Origin of the sequence: Sphingopyxis bauzanensis (assembly GCF_002205675.1) — a bacterium.
In the GTDB taxonomy this organism is placed as follows: domain Bacteria; phylum Pseudomonadota; class Alphaproteobacteria; order Sphingomonadales; family Sphingomonadaceae; genus Sphingopyxis; species Sphingopyxis bauzanensis.
The window spans coordinates 1,208,790-1,224,720 of the sequence record NZ_NISK01000001.1 but is presented as its reverse complement, the minus strand read 5'-3'; the positions used below and the strand labels follow the sequence as shown (position 1 = coordinate 1,224,720).

Genomic DNA, 15,931 nt, shown 5'->3' with positions numbered 1-15,931 from the left:
GGCAAGTGTCGGGCGGGACCACGACCGACTTTGCACACCAAGGGACACTAAATTGGACGAAATCTTGGTCGACTGGGATGAATTCCGTGCCACGCGCACCCAGCTGGGCGCCGCGTTTGTGCGGATCTTGGGCTATTTTCGCGAAGACGGCACCAAGTCAGTGGCGGCGATCGAAGAGGCGATGCGCGCCCGCGATGCGCGCGGCCTCGTCATGCCCGCGCACACGCTGAAAAGCGAAGCGCGCCAGTTCGGCGGTGAAAAACTCGGTGCGGTCGCCGAAGACATCGAAATGTTCGCGCGCCACTGCGTCGAAAGCCAGATCAGCCCCGAAGAATATCTGCCGCGCGTCGTCGAACTGCGGCAGTTGTTCGAGGAAACGCTGGGTGCGCTCGAGCGCGAAGCCAATCCGCTGGTCCAGCGCCGCCCGGCCGGGTTCGGCCGCGCGGTCGGTTACTGAGCGGACGGCGCTTTCAGCATCGGCTGAACCGCGCCGCGCGCGAGGCTGCGCCACAACCATTCGAGCGGTCCGTAGCGAAAGCGGTCGAGCCAGAGCTTTGACCACAGCAGCATGAATGCCCACATGGCCAGGCACATCAGGTAGAGCGTCCAGCGACCGACATCGCCGAACAGCCCCAGCCCATAGCCGTAAAAGACCGTCGTCATCACGATGCTGGTCCCCAGATAGTTGGAAAAGGCCGCCCGTCCTGCCGCCGCGACGCGCGCGATCAGCGCGCTGCCCACGGCGCGGCGGATCGCCAGCACCAGCAAGGCGGCATAAGCGATCGTCATCATCAGTCGGCCCGGTGCCGCCCAGGCCAGGAAGGCGTTGACCGCGACGATATAGTCGAAATCGGCGCGCCATTGGAGCCAGCCGACCACGGCGGTCAACGCCATCCCCGGCGGCAGCCAGCGCAGCGCGATCCGCCGATAGTCATGGGTGCTCCAGGTTCCGGTCAGGAAGCCATTGCGGAACAGCGCCATGCCGAGCAGCATCAGCGGCAGCGTTTCCAGAAACGACATCACCACCATGACCAGCGGATTGACGGCATTGTCCAGCCGCTCATCGAGGATTGGCAGATAGGGGCCGCGAAACAGCGCCAATTCGGCGGTAACCTCGCCATCGATCTTGGCATATTCTTCGCGCACGCTCTGACCTGCCTCGGCCATCGGAGATGCCGGATCGTCGGCGGCGCTGGCGACCGCCAGCTGGGCACCGAAGAACAGCGACGTCAAAACGACGCCGAGCGTGAACAGGCCGAGCGCCCATTTGATCAGTCGCCGCGCCTCCCACTTGCGGAAGCGAAAGGCAACGCAGCCAACCGTGGCGTAGAGAAACAGGATGTCACCCCACCAGATGAAATAATAATGGCACAGGCCGAATATGGCGAGCCACGCCATGCGGCGATAATGGATCGATCGCGGCTCTTGTCCCGCGGCTTCGGCGCGGTCGATGATCAAAAGCATGCTGGCCCCAAACAGGATTGAGAAGAGCCCGCGCATCTTGCCGTCGAACAGGATGAAACCGAACGCCCAGGCCGCGATGTCGGACGCCGTTTCGCCGCCATAGGCGCGCGGCGACACATAAGCCATCTCTGGCATTGCAAATGCAATGATGTTCATCGCCAAGATTCCCATCACGGCAAAGCCGCGCATGGCGTCGAGGGTGATCAGCCGTTCGGTTCTGTTGCCGTTGTCGTCGGTCATGTGTCGCCCCCACTGTATTATGACATTATAACAGTTGAGCATCGCGTTGGTCCAGCGATTAACACACTATTGACATCTATGTCAGTAGTGCTATCTCACGATTATCTCCAGATTCGCACGAGAGCAGCCATGACCCCGAACCTTTTCTCCCACCCCGACCGCAAAATGCCGACTTTTCGCCCATTCAAGGCGCTGTCGCATTTTCGCAAGCTCATCAAGGACAAGGAAGACACCGAACAGGTGTTCCACATCTTTGAAAGCCTGCCGCGCAAGGGGTTCATGGATGATGCTCGCGCCTTCGTCGAAAGCGACAAGGGCCGCCAGTTGATGGCAAGCGAACCCTATCTGCCCGACCTGCTCGACGATCATAGCTGGATCGATGCGCTGCCCGAAGGAACCGTGGGACACGCCTATGTCACCTTCATGCGCCGCGAGGGCCTGTCGGCCGCGGGACTTGTCGCCGAAGCCGAAAAAATGGGCCGCCCCAAATTCGACGATCAGGTCCAATGGTATGCCAATCGCCTGCGCGACACGCACGACCTGTTTCATATCCTAACCGGCTATGGCCGCGACGCGCTTGGTGAACAATGCGTGCTGGGCTTCACTTATGGCCAGACCGGCAATTACGGCAATTTCTTTATCGCCTATGCCGGCGGTTATGAAGTGAAGCGCGGCGTGAAAGCCGATGCCCCGGTGTTCGGCGCGATCCGTCAGGGTCAGCGCCATGGCAAGGCGGCGAAGGCGATCATCGAACAGGACATCCGCGCGCTGCTCGCCGAGCCGCTAGATACCGCGCGCGCGCGGCTGGGGATTGGCGAACCGACGCTGTATCACGAAGCGCACCGCGCCTACCGCAGCCGCGGGATCGATCCGTATAACTTCCTGGCGTCGCAGCAGGCGGTGGCGGCCTGAACGAAATCCTCCCCATACTGCGCGACAGGGAGGATCTATCTTAGCTTCGCGATCAGCGCCTGCGCCGCAGCCGGGTTGCGAACCTTCGCGCCCGATATGAAGAAGATGAAGACGTCGCGGTCGCCTTTCGCCCAATCGCGGGCTTGATCGCCCCAATGGTCGAGCGTCTTGTCGTCATAGCCCGTTTCGACGTCCTCCTGCGACCGCTGGAGCCGCGCATAAGTGAAGTCGGCGGTCTGTTCGTCGATGCAGGGAAATTCGTCGCTATCGGCGTAAACGATCGCCATGTTGCGCTCGCGCAGCATTTCGATAAATGCCTGATCGCGGAAGCTTTCGTGCCGCACCTCGATCGCGTGGCGCAGCTTCAGGCCGTCCTGCGTGTCGGGAAGCAAATCGAGAAATCTTGCGAAATCGTCGCGGTCGAACTTCTTTGTCGCCATGAACTGCCAGTGGATCGGGCCGAGCCGGTCGCCCAGGCGGGTGAGTCCTTGCGTCAGGAACTTCTCGATCGACCCGGCGCCGTCGGCCAGCAGCTTGCGGTTGGTCGTGAAGCGTGACGCCTTGACGCTGAACTTGAAACCGTCGGGGACCGACGCCGCCCAATTCGCGAAGCTCTCGGGCTTCTGGCTGCCATAATAGGTGCCGTTGATCTCGATGCCGGTCAGATGCTGGCCTGCATATTCGAGCTCGCGCTTTTGCAGATGCTTGGGCGGATAGAAAGTCCCGCGCCATGGTTCGAAGGTCCAGCCGCCGATGCCGATATGGATGCTCATCGGATTGTCACCTCCAGTGCCAAATTACGCATCGCAATGACGAATTAGGCCAGCGCCGCGTCGGCCCCCATGAGCGTCGGGAAGAATCCCTCATGCGCCTCTCGCAGTTCCGCGAGGGTCACCTCATGGTCGCTATCGGGCAGCTCGAAGACGATCCGGTCCTTGATCGTGCGTCCGATCGGATCGACAGCCACGTCGGCCCGGCCCGCAGCGTCGAGGAAGTCGGCGAGGCAGGTGTCGCAGACGGTCACCAGATAAAGCCCCTGATCCTCGCCGAAGAAGCTTTCGGCGACCCCGAACGGCTGTTCTTCGCTGACCAGCACACCGATGTCCGATTTGAGCGCCATCTCGGCGAGGGTTACCGCGATGCCGCCGTCGGACACGTCGTGGCAGGCGGTGATCCAGCCCGCGTTGATCGCATGGCGGATGAAATCGCCGGTGCGCTTTTCGCAGCGCAGGTTGACCTCGGGCGGCGGGCCTTCCTCGCGGCCGTGGATTTCGCGCAGCCAGATTGATTGGCCGAGATGCCCGGCGCGTTCGCCGACCGCGAGGACGATGTCGCCGGTGCGCTTGAAGCCGATGCCGACGGCCTTGTTCAGGTCCTCGATCACGCCGACGCCGCCGATCGCAGGGGTCGGCAGGATCGCGCTGCCGCCGCCGGTTGCCTTGGACTCGTTGTACAGGCTGACGTTGCCCGAGACGATCGGATAGTCGAGCGCCCGGCACGCCTGTGCCATGCCGTCGAGGCAGCCGACGATCTGGCCCATGATTTCGGGGCGCTGCGGGTTGGCGAAGTTGAGGCAGTTGGTGATCGCGAGCGGCGTCGCGCCGACCGCGGTGATGTTGCGCCAAGTTTCGGCTACCGCCTGCTTGCCGCCCTCGACGGGGTCGGCGTAGCAATAGCGCGGGGTGCAGTCGGTCGACATCGCGAGCGCGCGGTTGGTGCCGTGGATGCGAACGAGTGCGGCGTCGCCGCCGGTCTGCACCGTGTCAGCGCCGACCTGGCTGTCATATTGCTCCCAGATCCAGCGGCGGCTGGCGATATCGGGGGTGCCCATCAAGGTCTTAAGGTCGGCGGCGACGTCCTTTGTCTCGGGGACGTTCGTCAGTGGCGCCTGCTTGGGGGTCGGCACATGCGGGCGGTCGTAGAGCGGCGCGTCGTCGGCGAGCGGCGCGAGAGGGATATCGCAGACAATCTCGCCATGATGTTCGAGCACCATGCGGCCGGTGTCGGTGACGGTGCCGATGACCGCAAAGTCGAGTTCCCATTTGTGGAAGATCGCGGCGGCGAAATCTTCGCGGCCGGGCTTCAACACCATCAGCATGCGTTCCTGCGATTCGGACAGCATCATCTCATATGCTGTCATGCCCGTTTCGCGCTGCGGCACGTCATCCATCCTGAGGTGGAGGCCGACGCCGCCCTTCGACGCCATTTCGACCGACGACGAAGTGAGGCCCGCGGCGCCCATGTCCTGGATCGCGACGATCGCGTCGGATGCCATCAGTTCAAGACACGCCTCTATCAGCAATTTTTCGGTGAAGGGATCGCCGACCTGCACTGTCGGGCGCTTTTCCTCGGCGTCCTCGCCGAAGTCGGCCGACGCCATCGTCGCGCCGTGGATGCCGTCGCGGCCGGTCTTGGAGCCGACATAGACGATCGGATTGCCAACGCCGCTCGCCGCCGAATAAAAGATCTTGTCCTGCTCCGCGACGCCGACGGTCATCGCGTTGACCAGGATATTGCCGTCGTACGCCTTGTGGAAATTGACCTCGCCGCCGACCGTGGGGACGCCGACGCAATTGCCGTAACCGCCGATGCCGTGGACGACGCCCGAGATGAGATGCTTCATTTTCGGGTGGTCGGGGCGGCCGAAGCGCAGCGCATTGAGGTTCGCGACCGGGCGCGCCCCCATGGTGAAAACGTCGCGCAGGATGCCGCCGACCCCGGTCGCCGCGCCCTGATAGGGTTCGATGTACGATGGGTGGTTGTGGCTCTCCATCTTGAAGATCGCGGCGAGCTTCTTGCCGCTTGCGCCTTCGCCGATGTCGATGACGCCCGCATTTTCGCCGGGGCCGCAGATCACCCACGGCGCTTCGGTCGGCAGTTTCTTGAGGTGCAGGCGCGAGCTTTTGTAGCTGCAATGCTCGGACCACATGACCGAGAAAATGCCGAGTTCGACCAGGTTCGGCTCGCGCCCGATCGCGTGCAGGACGCGCTCATATTCCTCGGGGGACAAGCCATGGTCGGCGACGACCTGAGGCGTGATGACGGAGGCGGGCGCGGTTGCGGTCTGAGTCATGGCGCGCCTTTAGCGATGTAGGCGCAAAACGAACAGACCCCATGATGCGAAAAGCACCACGGGGTCTGCGGTCGGACGGGGTCAGCGCGAGGCGAGGGTGGTCGCGGGCTTGGCGAGCGGCTCGACGTCGCGCAGCGGAAAGCTGACCTGCTGCGATCCGACGGTCCCGCGGACGCGGTGCTGGCCGACGCGCAAGGTGAAGGGTTTGCCGGTGCGTTCCTCGACGCCACTGATGACGCGGACGTCGCCGACCTGCGTCACCGTATAGCTGTAGCTGCTGCCCTTATGCTCGAATCTCTGCGTTGCGCTCTCTTCGGCTTGGGCGATGGTGGGAGCAGCGGCGAACATTGCCAAAACGGGGAGAATGATATTTTTCATGGTGCAAGTCCTTGTTTATCAGAACAAAACTTGCCTTTACGCCCCTCTCTCTTGTGCAGTGCAGCATGATTGGCCGCGCGCTGCACAGCAATTGCAAAAAGCGGAATCGTGATTGTCGAAAGTGACTGGGGGTTACGCGGGGCGCGGCAGCAGCGTCAGTACGAGCCACGTCGCGGCGCCCGCGGCAAAGCCTGTCGCCAACGTCCCCCAAGCGATATCGAGCAATGTGACTTTGGTCGACCAGACCCTCATCGTCGCATGGTTGGTCAGGTCATAGGTCATGTAACAGAAAAAGCCGAACATCGCCCCCCACTGCGCCGCGACCTGCCATTTGCCCGCCGCCAGCGCGGGCGCGACGGCGAAAATCTGGATGCCGAGCATGTAGAGCGCGTAGAAGATCAGCGCCGGGGTAGGGCGCCAGCCGTCCATCAGCAGCGCGCCGATTTCGGGACGATAGACTTTGAGCAGCATCGTGCGGAGCCAGATCGCGTCGAGGATGCCGAAGATGATGGCGGTGGCGAAGTAGGCGGCGACGGCTTGCAGGGTCATGGCGGGACTTTCATGGCGACCGTCCGAAGATTGTCGGGGCCGAAGGCATGACACCAGCCTAGGCGCACACAGTATGACGTCAAGTTTGACCGCACTTGACCATGGGGGGGCGAAAGGGCCAAAGCATGGCGATGACGGACACCCTCGAAACCGCTGCCGCGCCCGCCCCCGATCCTGCCATCACCGCGCTTTCATTCGAGGCGGCGATGGGCGAGCTCGAAACGATCGTCCGTCGGCTCGAAAGCGGCGATGTCAGCCTGGAGGAATCGGTGGCGCTCTATGAACGCGGCCATGCGCTGCGTGGGCACTGCGAGGCGCGGCTCGCCGCGGCGCAGGCGCGGATCGAGCAAGTGAGCCTGGGCGCCGATGGGCGACCGGCGGGAACCACTCCCTTCGGCGAAAGCTGAGCGGTCATGGCGTCGGCGAGCGAAGATATTTCGAGTGGAACGCGGTTGCTGCTGAGTACCCAGGCCGAGGTGATGGCGGACATCGACGCGCTGTTCGACCAGCTGCTGCCAGTCCCCAAAGACCCGCGCGCCCCGCTGTACGAAGCAATGCGCCACGCCGCGATCGCGGGCGGCAAGCGGCTGCGTCCGCTGCTCGTCCGCGCCGCGGGCGATCTTTTCCATGTCGATCGCGGCCTCAGCCTGCGCGTCGGTGCGGCGGTCGAGGCGATGCATGTCTATTCGCTGATTCACGACGATTTGCCTTGCATGGACGATGACGATCTGCGCCGCGGCAAGCCGACGGTGCACAAGGCATTCGACGAGGCTACCGCCGTGCTCGCGGGCGATTCGCTCCACGCGCTGGCGTTCGAATGGCTCTGCGATCCGGCGACGAGCAGCGATCCGTTTGTGCGCGGCGAACTCTGCTGTGAACTGGCGCGCGCCGCGGGCCCTGCGGGCATGGCGGGCGGCCAGATGATGGACCTCGCCGCCGAGACGGCGAATTTCGACCTGCCGACGGTGACGCGGCTGCAGCAGCTCAAGACCGGCGCGCTGATCGCCTTTTCGGTCGAGGCCGGGGCGATCCTGGCGCGCATCCCGCCCGAGGGGCGGACCGCGCTGCGCGCCTATGCGCGCGACATCGGGCTCGCGTTCCAGATCGCCGACGACATCATGGATGTCGAGGGTGACGAGGTGCTGGCGGGCAAGGCGCTGCACAAGGATGAAGCCGCGGGCAAGGGCACCTTCGTGACGCTGATGGGGCTCGAACGCGCGCGCGGGCAGGCCACCGCTTTGGTCGACCAGGCGATCGGGCATCTGGCGAGCTTTGGCGACGAGGCGACGCTGCTGCGCGCTATCGCCCGCTATGTGGTGGAAAGGGATCGTTGATGCGTATTGGGGTATATCCCGGAACCTTTGACCCGATCACGCTGGGGCATATGGACATCATCCGCCGCGGCGCGAAACTGGTCGATCGGCTGGTGATCGGGGTGACCACCAACATCACCAAATCGCCTTTATTCGACGATGATGAGCGAATCGAGATGGTCCACAGCGAAGTCGCGGGGCTGGGCGGCGATATTCGCGTCGTCGGCTTCAACTCGCTGCTGATGGATTTTGCCGAACGCGAGGGCGCTGGGATGATCGTCCGCGGGCTGCGCGCCGTCGCCGACTTCGAATATGAATATCAGATGGCGGGGATGAACCAGCAATTGAACGACCGGATCGAGACGGTGTTCCTGATGGCGGATGTCGGCCTGCAACCCATCGCGTCGCGGCTGGTCAAGGAAATCGCGATCTTTGGCGGCGACATCCATAAATTCGTGACGCCTTCGGTGCGCGATGCCGTCGTGGCGCGTATCGCCGAGCGCGGGCTCCTACAGGGCGAGCGCTGATACCGATCATTGAGCGTTCAGCTTTTTCCCGCTAGGGCGCGCCAGTCGGGGCGCAAAATCCGATTTTCTGACAGAGGCCGATCCAGCATGAAATTTTCTTTCCGCCCCATGATTCTTACGGCGATGGCATTCGGTCTCGCGGCTTCGGCCGTTGCACAGGAGGCGCCGCCCGCGCCGAACCCGATGCCCGAAACGGCGCAGCCCGCGCCGCCAATGGAAATGCCCGCGCCGCCGGTCGAAACCCCACCCGCGGCGGAAGCGCCTGCGGCGACCGAGGCTGCTCCCGCCACCGCGGCCACCGCGGTGGTGCCGACGATGACGCCGGACCAGTACGTGAATAACCCCGAATATATGCTCAACCTCGACCTTTCGACCGGTGGCCGGGTGGTGATCCAGCTCTATCCAAATGTCGCGCCGAACCATGTCGAGCGGCTGAAACTGCTGGCGCGCGCCGGGTTTTATGACGGGATCAAGTTCCACCGCGTGATCGATGGCTTCATGGCGCAGACCGGCGATCCAAGCGCGACCGGGCAGGGCGGGTCGCAGCTGCCTGACCTCAAGGCCGAATTCAACGTCACCCCGCATCTGCGCGGCACGCTGTCGATGGCGCGCGCGGAAAGCGAAGACAGCGCCAACAGCCAGTTCTTCATCATGCTCCAGCCGCGCTTCGCGCTCGACAACCGCTACACCGCCTTCGGCCGGGTCGTGTCGGGCATGCAATATGTCGATGCGATCCAGAAGGGCGAGCCGCCCGCGGTGATGTCGCGCATGGTTCAGGTGTCGGTCGCGGCCGACAACAAACCGATGCCGCCGACGTCGGCACTGGTCGAAGCGGTTCCCGCTCCGGCGCCCGTCGCCGAAATCACCGCCGACCAGCTCAACGCGCCGATCCGTTAAGCCGACCATCGGCGCGAGGATCCATGCGCGTCGACGCCTTCGATTTTGACCTGCCGAACGAACGGATCGCGCTACGCCCGGCGCGGCCGCGCGATGCGGCGCGAATGCTCGTGGTCGATGGCGACAGGATCGTCGATGCCGGAGTCGGCGACCTGCCCGCCTGGCTGCACCCCGGCGACTGCCTGGTATTCAACGACACGCGCGTGATCCCGGCGCAATTGGAGGGGAGGAGGGGTGACGCGAAGATCGGCGCGACGCTGCACAAGCGCATCGACTTACGCCGCTGGCAGGCCTTCGTCCGCAACGCCAAGCGGCTGCGCGTCGGCGAGACAGTTGATTTCGGGTCGGAGGTATCCGCGCTAGCCGAGGAGCGGCTTCCCGACGGCAGCTTCATCCTCGCGTTCGCGGGCGACGAGCCGGTTGAAGTCCTCCTCGAACGCGCGGGAACGATGCCGCTGCCGCCCTATATCGCGGGCAAGCGCGCCACCGACGAGGAGGACCGGTCCGATTACCAAACGATGTTCGCCGCGAAAGACGGCGCCGTGGCCGCACCCACGGCGGCATTGCACTTCACGCCGGGTCTGCTCGCTGCACTCGCCGCGATGGGAATCGCGACCGAAACGCTGACGCTGCACGTCGGCGCCGGTACCTTCCTGCCGGTCAAGGCCGATGATACCGAAGATCATGTAATGCACGCCGAATGGGGGCGAATCGAGGCCGACACCGCGGCGCGGCTGAACGCGGTACGTGCTGCGGGCGGGCGGATCATCGCGGTCGGCACCACCAGTCTGCGCCTGCTCGAAAGCGCGGCGCAGGACGACGGCACGATCGCCGCGTTCGTGGACGACACCGCGATCTTCATCACCCCCGGTTACCGGTTCAAGGCGATCGACGGGCTGATGACCAACTTCCACTTGCCGCGCTCGACGCTGTTCATGCTGGTCAGCGCGCTGATGGGGCTGGAGACGATGCAGGCGGCTTACGCCCATGCGATCGCGAACGATTACCGCTTTTACAGCTATGGCGATGCAAGTCTGCTGCTGCCTGTACGCGCTGTGTAGGCGTGCTGTCTCCGCCAGCCACCTATCCTCGACTGAATCGCGATGATGATCTTGGCGGGGACGATGCCGGTGACTGGCTGGGATATCCGAAGTAACTGTACGCTTGTCCATCGACCCGGAGCGCTGAAGACGCCTTAGCGACCGCCCGGTTTGGCATCGTGACGTTGGTGTAGCGAGCCGTCTATTTACATAATCGCAATCCCTTGCGCCCATAACAATGGTCAGTGTGGGGACCAGCAAGAGTTTGATTTAATGGAACTGTCATCGCGGATCGAATCCGGCGACCGGGGGGGTGATGGTGTCGATGAGGGTCAGCGGGGTTTTTTCGGCCTGATCGGATCGCGCATCGGCAAACCGCGCGGCGACGTCGCGTCAACCTTGCACACCCGCGAAGCGTTGCTGCTGCTCCAGAATTACGAGGAGAGCGGACAGGGCTGGTTCTGGTCGACCGATGGCAGGGGGCGGCTGACCTATATCACCGCTTCGGTCGCGCGGCTGATGGGGCGGACCAGCGGCCAATTGCTTGGTACCAGCTTTACCGAGCTGTTCCTGCCCGTTGACAGCCATGGCGAACGCCAGCGCACCTTGCCGTTCCTACTGACCAAACTATCGAAGTTCGACGAGCTGCCACTGCGTAGCGCGTTCGAGGGCGACGATCGCTGGTGGGCGATTTCCGGGCGGCCGCAGTTCGACGGTAGCGGCAAATTCACCGGCTTTCGCGGCAGCGGCACCGACGTTACCGCGCAGCGGCGATCGGCCGAGGATGCTTCGCGCCTCGCGCTCTATGATTCGCTGACCGGGCTCGCCAATCGCTTCAACATCTCGAAAAAGTTGGACACAACGCTCGCCGCCTTTGCCCAGCAGCAGCGTGTGTGTGCGATCATGCTGCTCGATCTCGACCGCTTCAAACAGGTCAACGACACGCTCGGGCATCCGGCAGGCGACGCGCTGCTCAAGCAGGTTGCCCAGCGGCTGCTCAAGATTGTCGGCGACAAGGAGATAGTCAGCCGCCTCGGCGGTGATGAATTCCAGATCATCCTTCCCGACGTTGATGACCGCGGCAAGCTCGGCGACATGGCGGCCGACATTATCGCCAGCCTATCGCAACCCTATTCGGTCGAAGGTAGCCGCTGTATTATCGGCGCCTCGGTCGGGGTTGCAATTGCACCCTTCGACGGGCTGACCAGCGACGATCTGGTCCGCAACGCCGATCTCGCGCTGTATGCAGCAAAGGGCAACGGGCGCGGCCGGTTCAGCTTCTATTCGAGCGACCTGCACCAGGCCGCGGAAATTCGCCGCGCGCTCGAAGACGATTTGCGCGACGCGCTCGCCCGCGGCGAAATGGAGCTACGATACCAGCCCGTCGTCAACGCCAAGTCGAATATGGTGACCGGAGTCGAGGCGCTCGTGCGCTGGACGCATCCCGATCGCGGCGTAATTTCGCCGGGCGTCTTCATCCCGATCGCCGAGGAAGCCAATCTGATCTGGCCGCTCGGCGAATGGGTGCTGCGCAAGGCGTGTGAGGATGCGGTCAATTGGCCCGGCGAGACGCGTGTCGCGGTCAATGTGTCGCCGATCCAGTTTGCCAACGAGGATTTACCGAAGATTGTCGCCAGCGCGCTTGCGACAACGGGGCTGGCGCCCGACCGGCTTGAGCTCGAAATCACCGAAAGCGTGTTCCTGGGCGATTCGGCTGACACAGCCAAAATGTTCAAGGCGCTCAATGCGCTCGGCGTCCGTCTTGCACTCGACGATTTCGGCACCGGCTATTCGTCGCTCAGCTATTTGCAGACCGCGCCGTTCGACAAGATCAAGATCGACCAGAGTTTTGTGCGCGACGCGACGGTGCCGGGGTCACGCAACGGGGCGATCATCGCGGCGATCGTCGCGCTCGCCGAGGCGCTGGAGATGGAAACAACCGCCGAGGGGATCGAATCGCTCGACCAGCTCGAACTCATCCGCAAGCTCAACGTCAGCCATGTCCAAGGCTATGTTTATAGCAAGCCAGTGCGGCATACCGAGCTGCTCGAACATGCCGAGGCGGGCTCGTGGATAATCAAGCCGGCCGGACCGGCGCGCCAGCGCAACGATCGTTTCTCGCTGTTCCGTACTGTCGGGGCGATCCACGACAATCATCGCTATAATGTCGTCATTCGCAACCTGTCGTCGACCGGCGCCTTTATCGAGGGCATTTTGAATGTCCCGCCCGGCACCCAATTTGTCATCGATTTCGGTGAGGGGCAGCTCGTCACCGCCACCGTCCGCCGGTCGATGAAGCACCAACAGGGGGTCGAATTCGAACAAACGATGGTCAGCGATGGCAATGGCGGGCTGTGTACGCGGCACCGCGTGTCGCCCTATCTGATCGCCGCGGCGACGCAATCGACCGCCGCGATGGCGCTGCCGATGTTTACGACGACGAGCGACTGGAAGGCCGCCTGACCGGCGGCGGGGAACCGTCTTCGCGATTGTCCGTTCTGCTCCCAAGCAGGAGACGAACATGGTTGAAACGAAGATCTTTGCGCGGCTGAAAGCCGATCACGACCGCCACCGCAAACTGCTCACCCAGATCGACGAAACGAAGGGCGACAGCCCCGAGCGCGAAAAGCTGTTCGAGGCGTTTCGCATCGAGGTGACCGCGCACGCTGCGTCGGAGGAAATGTCGCTCTATGCGACAATGCTCGGTAAGCCTGACCTGCGCGACGACGCGCAGCACAGCGTTTCCGAGCATAAGGAAATCGACGACCTGCTCACCGAGCTTTACGAGATGGATTTCGCCTCGACCGGCTGGTTGACCCGCTTTCGCACGATGAAAGATCGCTACCTCCACCATATCGAGGAGGAGGAAGAAGAGATGTTCCCCGAGGCCGAAGAAGGATTGTCCGAGGCGAAGAAGAAGGAGCTGTTGGCGATCTTTGAAAAGGAAAAACCGAAGGAAAAGGTCAAAGCAGCAGCTGACGAGCCTTCGAGTGAAGACGATAAGGAATAGTGGGTTTTAATTGCTCCCTGTGGCGAAGCCATAGGGAGAGGGACCGCCCGCGAAGCGGATGGTGGAGGGGCGGCGACGGTAGCGCCATGGCCTCTCCGTCAGTCCTGCGGACTGCCACTTCCCCATGGCTTCGCGACAGGGAGGATCGTCGATACCTCGACTTTTGCTCACCCCGCCGCCATAGGCGCGCCCGATGACCGACAGATTCACCTTTTCGATTGCCGCGACCGACGGCGCCGCGCGCACCGGCACAATTGCCATGCAGCGCGGCGAAATCCGCACTCCCGCCTTCATGCCCGTCGGCACGGCGGCGACGGTGAAGGCGATGCGCCCTGCCGAGGTGCGCGCGACCGGCGCCGATATTATCCTCGGCAACACTTATCATCTCATGCTGCGCCCGACCGCCGAACGCATGGCGCGGCTCGGCGGCCTGCACAATTTCATGGGCTGGGACCGGCCGATCCTGACCGACAGCGGCGGCTATCAGGTGATGAGCCTGTCGGCGCTGACCAAACAGAGCGAAGAGGGTGTCGCGTTCAAGAGCCACCTCGATGGTTCGAAGCATATGCTGACCCCCGAACGGTCGATGGAAATCCAGCGCCTGCTCGGCAGCGACATCGTGATGGCATTCGACGAATGCCCGCCGAACGGCGTCGATGCCAAGCGCGCCGAGGCGAGCATGGAGCGTTCAATGCGCTGGGCGGCGCGCAGCCGCGCGGGGTTTGACGCGGGCGGAGAACATGCGGCGCGGTCGGCCTTGTTCGGGATCCAACAGGGCTCGCTCGACGAAAAGCTGCGCGCGCGATCGGCGGCGGCGCTGATCGACATTGGTTTCGACGGCTATGCGATCGGCGGCCTCGCGGTGGGTGAGGGGCAGGCGGCGATGTTCGGCGTGCTCGACTATGCACCCGCCCAGCTTCCCGCCGACCGCCCGCGCTATCTGATGGGCGTCGGCAAGCCCGACGACCTGGTTGGCGCGGTCGCGCGGGGGGTCGATATGTTCGATTGCGTGTTGCCGACGCGGTCGGGGCGCAATGGGCAGGCCTTTACCTGGGACGGGCCGATCAACATTCGCAACGCAAAGTTTGCCGAGGATCAGGCGCCGCTCGATGTGTCATGCGATTGCCCGGTCTGTACGACCTGGTCGCGCGCCTATCTGCATCACCTCGTCCGATCGGGCGAGATGCTCGGCGCGATGTTGATGACGCAGCATAATCTGCACTTCTATCAGGCGCTGATGCAGGCCATGCGCGATGCCATCGGAGCAGGGACGTTCGCGGCTTTTCAGCGTGGTTTTGAAGCGCGCTACCAGCGCTGACGTCAGTCGAGCTTGCTCAAAAGATCCAGCAGCGACTGGGGAATCGTCTCGTCCACGGTGGATTCATAGGCGCGCCGCAGCGCGCCATTGACGTCCTGCGTCTTGGCTGGGGTTTTTCTCGTCGTATCCTTCCCCGAAGTCTCGCCGCTGGGCGAACCGGTTTTAGGCGACATTATCGGGGCATCCGCTTAACATGGGGCCTGTTGCTAACCGCGCATCTATCAAACCGCAATGGCGCGTTTGTTCTTCCCCATGAAACTAATTTGCGGCTAAATCGTTCCCATGGGGTGAAATTATGTCGGTGGGCGCGGCTGTGAGCCGTGTTTGCTGGGTTTTCGGCGGGTTAAGACCCGCATCAGGAGGGAAAATTATGTCATTGGGTCAGGCGATCGCCCCGCATCTTCCATATTTGCGACGTTATGGTCGGGCGATTTCGGGAAGCCAGCAGAACGGCGACGCGCTGGTCGCGCGTTTGCTCGAAACATTGGTCGCAGATCCCGCTGCGGTCGATACCGGAAACGACCTGCGCGTCCAGCTGTACCGGATGGTCCATGACAATTTTGGGCTGATGGCAAATGGCACTGCGGCGGGCGCTGCCGCCGACCTGACCGACATAGCGATCGCCGACGCGCGCCTGCGCCGCATTCCTTCGCTGGCGCGGCAGGCGCTGTTGCTGACTGCGGTCGAGGGCTTCAATGCCGAGGACACCGGTCGTATCATCGGCCGCGGTACCGACGAAGTGAAAACGCTGATCGCCGAGGCGACCGACGAAATCGACCGCCAGACCCGCGCGCGCATCCTGATCATCGAGGACGAGCCGATCATCGCGATGGATATCGAAATGATCGTCCGCGACCTGGGGCACGACGTCGTCGCAGTCGCCACCACCCATCGCGAAGCGGTGGCCGAGGCGCAGAAGCATCAGCCGGGATTGGTGCTCGCCGACATCCAGCTCGCCGACAACAGCTCGGGGATCGAGGCGGTGCAGGAAATCCTGACCGGCCTCAGTGTGCCGGTGATCTTCATCACCGCGTTCCCTGAACGGCTGCTCACCGGCGATCGCCCCGAACCGGCGTTCCTGCTCACCAAGCCGTATCAGCCCGCGACGCTGCGCGCGGCGATTTCGCAGGTGCTGTTCTTCGACGAGAGCACGGTTCCGGCATAAGGTTGGTCGAGTCGAACAAAATCGTCATTGCGAGCGAAGCGAAGC

The 15,931-nt window shown here is 63.3% G+C and carries 17 protein-coding genes; 11 read left to right on the top strand and 6 right to left on the bottom strand.

All coding sequences use genetic code 11. The features are described from left to right. Positions 1-52: 52 nt before the first annotated feature. Entirely contained in the window at positions 53-457 is a 405-nt protein-coding gene (locus CDQ92_RS05960) for an Hpt domain-containing protein (RefSeq protein ID WP_188682316.1), read from the top strand. Here CDQ92_RS05960 and CDQ92_RS05955 read toward each other — a convergent pair. Beyond that, on the bottom strand, positions 451-1,704 hold the full coding sequence (locus tag CDQ92_RS05955; protein WP_088440380.1) for a DUF418 domain-containing protein: 1,254 nt from the start codon (positions 1,702-1,704) through the stop codon (positions 451-453). The two genes, CDQ92_RS05960 and CDQ92_RS05955, sit on opposite strands and share 7 nt — an antisense overlap. A 129-nt stretch (positions 1,705-1,833) precedes the next feature. On the opposite strand from CDQ92_RS05955, the gene CDQ92_RS05950 reads away from it, so the two are divergent. Next, the gene (locus tag CDQ92_RS05950) at positions 1,834-2,616 is read left to right on the top strand and encodes a ubiquinone biosynthesis protein COQ4 (RefSeq protein WP_229667264.1); all 783 of its coding nucleotides are present in this window, start codon (positions 1,834-1,836) and stop codon (positions 2,614-2,616) included. Between the two features lie 35 nt (positions 2,617-2,651). Here the strand turns inward: CDQ92_RS05950 and CDQ92_RS05945 are convergent, their stop codons facing one another. The 4 genes from CDQ92_RS05945 to CDQ92_RS05930 form a co-directional block, all read right to left on the bottom strand. Beyond that, entirely contained in the window at positions 2,652-3,389 is a 738-nt protein-coding gene (locus tag CDQ92_RS05945; RefSeq protein WP_088440378.1) for a DUF72 domain-containing protein, read from the bottom strand. Between the two features lie 44 nt (positions 3,390-3,433). After that, a complete protein-coding gene (gene purL, locus CDQ92_RS05940; protein WP_088440377.1) occupies positions 3,434-5,689 on the bottom strand; it encodes a phosphoribosylformylglycinamidine synthase subunit PurL in 2,256 nt (751 codons plus the stop codon). A gap of 81 nt (positions 5,690-5,770) precedes the next feature. Continuing rightward, positions 5,771-6,067: a hypothetical protein gene (locus tag CDQ92_RS05935; protein WP_088440376.1), complete on the bottom strand. Its 297-nt coding sequence runs from the start codon at positions 6,065-6,067 to the stop codon at positions 5,771-5,773. 132 nt (positions 6,068-6,199) lie between these two features. Then, positions 6,200-6,616, bottom strand: coding sequence for a DUF2177 family protein (locus tag CDQ92_RS05930; RefSeq protein WP_188682318.1), 417 nt, complete (start codon positions 6,614-6,616; stop codon positions 6,200-6,202). A gap of 131 nt (positions 6,617-6,747) precedes the next feature. On the opposite strand from CDQ92_RS05930, the gene CDQ92_RS05925 reads away from it, so the two are divergent. The 8 genes from CDQ92_RS05925 (at position 6,748) to tgt (ending at position 14,721) form a co-directional block, all read left to right on the top strand. Beyond that, on the top strand, positions 6,748-7,023 hold the full coding sequence (locus CDQ92_RS05925; protein ID WP_088440615.1) for an exodeoxyribonuclease VII small subunit: 276 nt from the start codon (positions 6,748-6,750) through the stop codon (positions 7,021-7,023). 72 nt (positions 7,024-7,095) lie between these two features. Beyond that, complete coding sequence (locus CDQ92_RS05920; protein ID WP_373289621.1) at positions 7,096-7,950, top strand: polyprenyl synthetase family protein; 855 nt, start codon at positions 7,096-7,098, stop codon at positions 7,948-7,950. Next, positions 7,950-8,456 carry a pantetheine-phosphate adenylyltransferase gene (gene coaD, locus CDQ92_RS05915; RefSeq protein WP_088440374.1) on the top strand — a complete coding sequence of 169 codons (507 nt, stop codon included), beginning with the start codon at positions 7,950-7,952 and terminating at the stop codon, positions 8,454-8,456. The genes CDQ92_RS05920 and coaD overlap by 1 nt, the downstream gene beginning before the upstream one ends. A gap of 87 nt (positions 8,457-8,543) precedes the next feature. Next, positions 8,544-9,353 (top strand): peptidylprolyl isomerase, encoded by an 810-nt coding sequence (locus tag CDQ92_RS05910; protein WP_188682320.1) that lies wholly within the window; start codon positions 8,544-8,546, stop codon positions 9,351-9,353. 23 nt (positions 9,354-9,376) lie between these two features. After that, entirely contained in the window at positions 9,377-10,414 is a 1,038-nt protein-coding gene (queA, locus tag CDQ92_RS05905; protein WP_088440373.1) for a tRNA preQ1(34) S-adenosylmethionine ribosyltransferase-isomerase QueA, read from the top strand. A gap of 252 nt (positions 10,415-10,666) precedes the next feature. After that, a complete protein-coding gene (locus tag CDQ92_RS05900) occupies positions 10,667-12,856 on the top strand; it encodes an EAL domain-containing protein (RefSeq protein ID WP_088440372.1) in 2,190 nt (729 codons plus the stop codon). 58 nt (positions 12,857-12,914) lie between these two features. Then, positions 12,915-13,403 (top strand): hemerythrin domain-containing protein, encoded by a 489-nt coding sequence (locus CDQ92_RS05895; RefSeq protein WP_088440371.1) that lies wholly within the window; start codon positions 12,915-12,917, stop codon positions 13,401-13,403. Between the two features lie 193 nt (positions 13,404-13,596). Next, entirely contained in the window at positions 13,597-14,721 is a 1,125-nt protein-coding gene (tgt, locus tag CDQ92_RS05890) for a tRNA guanosine(34) transglycosylase Tgt (protein WP_088440370.1), read from the top strand. A 2-nt stretch (positions 14,722-14,723) separates the two neighbouring features. Here the strand turns inward: tgt and CDQ92_RS21055 are convergent, their stop codons facing one another. Further along, positions 14,724-14,894 carry a NepR family anti-sigma factor gene (locus CDQ92_RS21055; RefSeq protein ID WP_158213764.1) on the bottom strand — a complete coding sequence of 57 codons (171 nt, stop codon included), beginning with the start codon at positions 14,892-14,894 and terminating at the stop codon, positions 14,724-14,726. A gap of 197 nt (positions 14,895-15,091) precedes the next feature. Between CDQ92_RS21055 and CDQ92_RS05885 the strand changes: the two genes are divergently transcribed. Further along, on the top strand, positions 15,092-15,886 hold the full coding sequence (locus CDQ92_RS05885) for a response regulator (protein WP_088440369.1): 795 nt from the start codon (positions 15,092-15,094) through the stop codon (positions 15,884-15,886). Positions 15,887-15,931: the final 45 nt, after the last annotated feature.

Bases quoted from the DNA above. Each gene is read 5' to 3' on its own strand.
- CDQ92_RS21055 (WP_158213764.1), bottom strand. From the start codon at position 14,894: ATGTCGCCTAAAACCGGTTCGCCCAGCGGCGAGACTTCGGGGAAGGAT.
- CDQ92_RS05900 (WP_088440372.1), top strand. From the start codon at position 10,667: ATGGAACTGTCATCGCGGATCGAATCCGGCGACCGGGGGGGTGATGGT.
- coaD (WP_088440374.1), top strand. From the start codon at position 7,950: ATGCGTATTGGGGTATATCCCGGAACCTTTGACCCGATCACGCTGGGG.
- CDQ92_RS05910 (WP_188682320.1), top strand. From the start codon at position 8,544: ATGAAATTTTCTTTCCGCCCCATGATTCTTACGGCGATGGCATTCGGT.
- CDQ92_RS05920 (WP_373289621.1), top strand. From the start codon at position 7,096: ATGGCGGACATCGACGCGCTGTTCGACCAGCTGCTGCCAGTCCCCAAA.
- CDQ92_RS05945 (WP_088440378.1), bottom strand. From the start codon at position 3,389: ATGAGCATCCATATCGGCATCGGCGGCTGGACCTTCGAACCATGGCGC.
- CDQ92_RS05950 (WP_229667264.1), top strand. From the start codon at position 1,834: ATGACCCCGAACCTTTTCTCCCACCCCGACCGCAAAATGCCGACTTTT.
- CDQ92_RS05925 (WP_088440615.1), top strand. From the start codon at position 6,748: ATGACGGACACCCTCGAAACCGCTGCCGCGCCCGCCCCCGATCCTGCC.
- CDQ92_RS05930 (WP_188682318.1), bottom strand. From the start codon at position 6,616: ATGACCCTGCAAGCCGTCGCCGCCTACTTCGCCACCGCCATCATCTTC.
- CDQ92_RS05935 (WP_088440376.1), bottom strand. From the start codon at position 6,067: ATGAAAAATATCATTCTCCCCGTTTTGGCAATGTTCGCCGCTGCTCCC.
- queA (WP_088440373.1), top strand. From the start codon at position 9,377: ATGCGCGTCGACGCCTTCGATTTTGACCTGCCGAACGAACGGATCGCG.
- CDQ92_RS05955 (WP_088440380.1), bottom strand. From the start codon at position 1,704: ATGACCGACGACAACGGCAACAGAACCGAACGGCTGATCACCCTCGAC.
- tgt (WP_088440370.1), top strand. From the start codon at position 13,597: ATGACCGACAGATTCACCTTTTCGATTGCCGCGACCGACGGCGCCGCG.
- CDQ92_RS05885 (WP_088440369.1), top strand. From the start codon at position 15,092: ATGTCATTGGGTCAGGCGATCGCCCCGCATCTTCCATATTTGCGACGT.
- CDQ92_RS05895 (WP_088440371.1), top strand. From the start codon at position 12,915: ATGGTTGAAACGAAGATCTTTGCGCGGCTGAAAGCCGATCACGACCGC.
- purL (WP_088440377.1), bottom strand. From the start codon at position 5,689: ATGACTCAGACCGCAACCGCGCCCGCCTCCGTCATCACGCCTCAGGTC.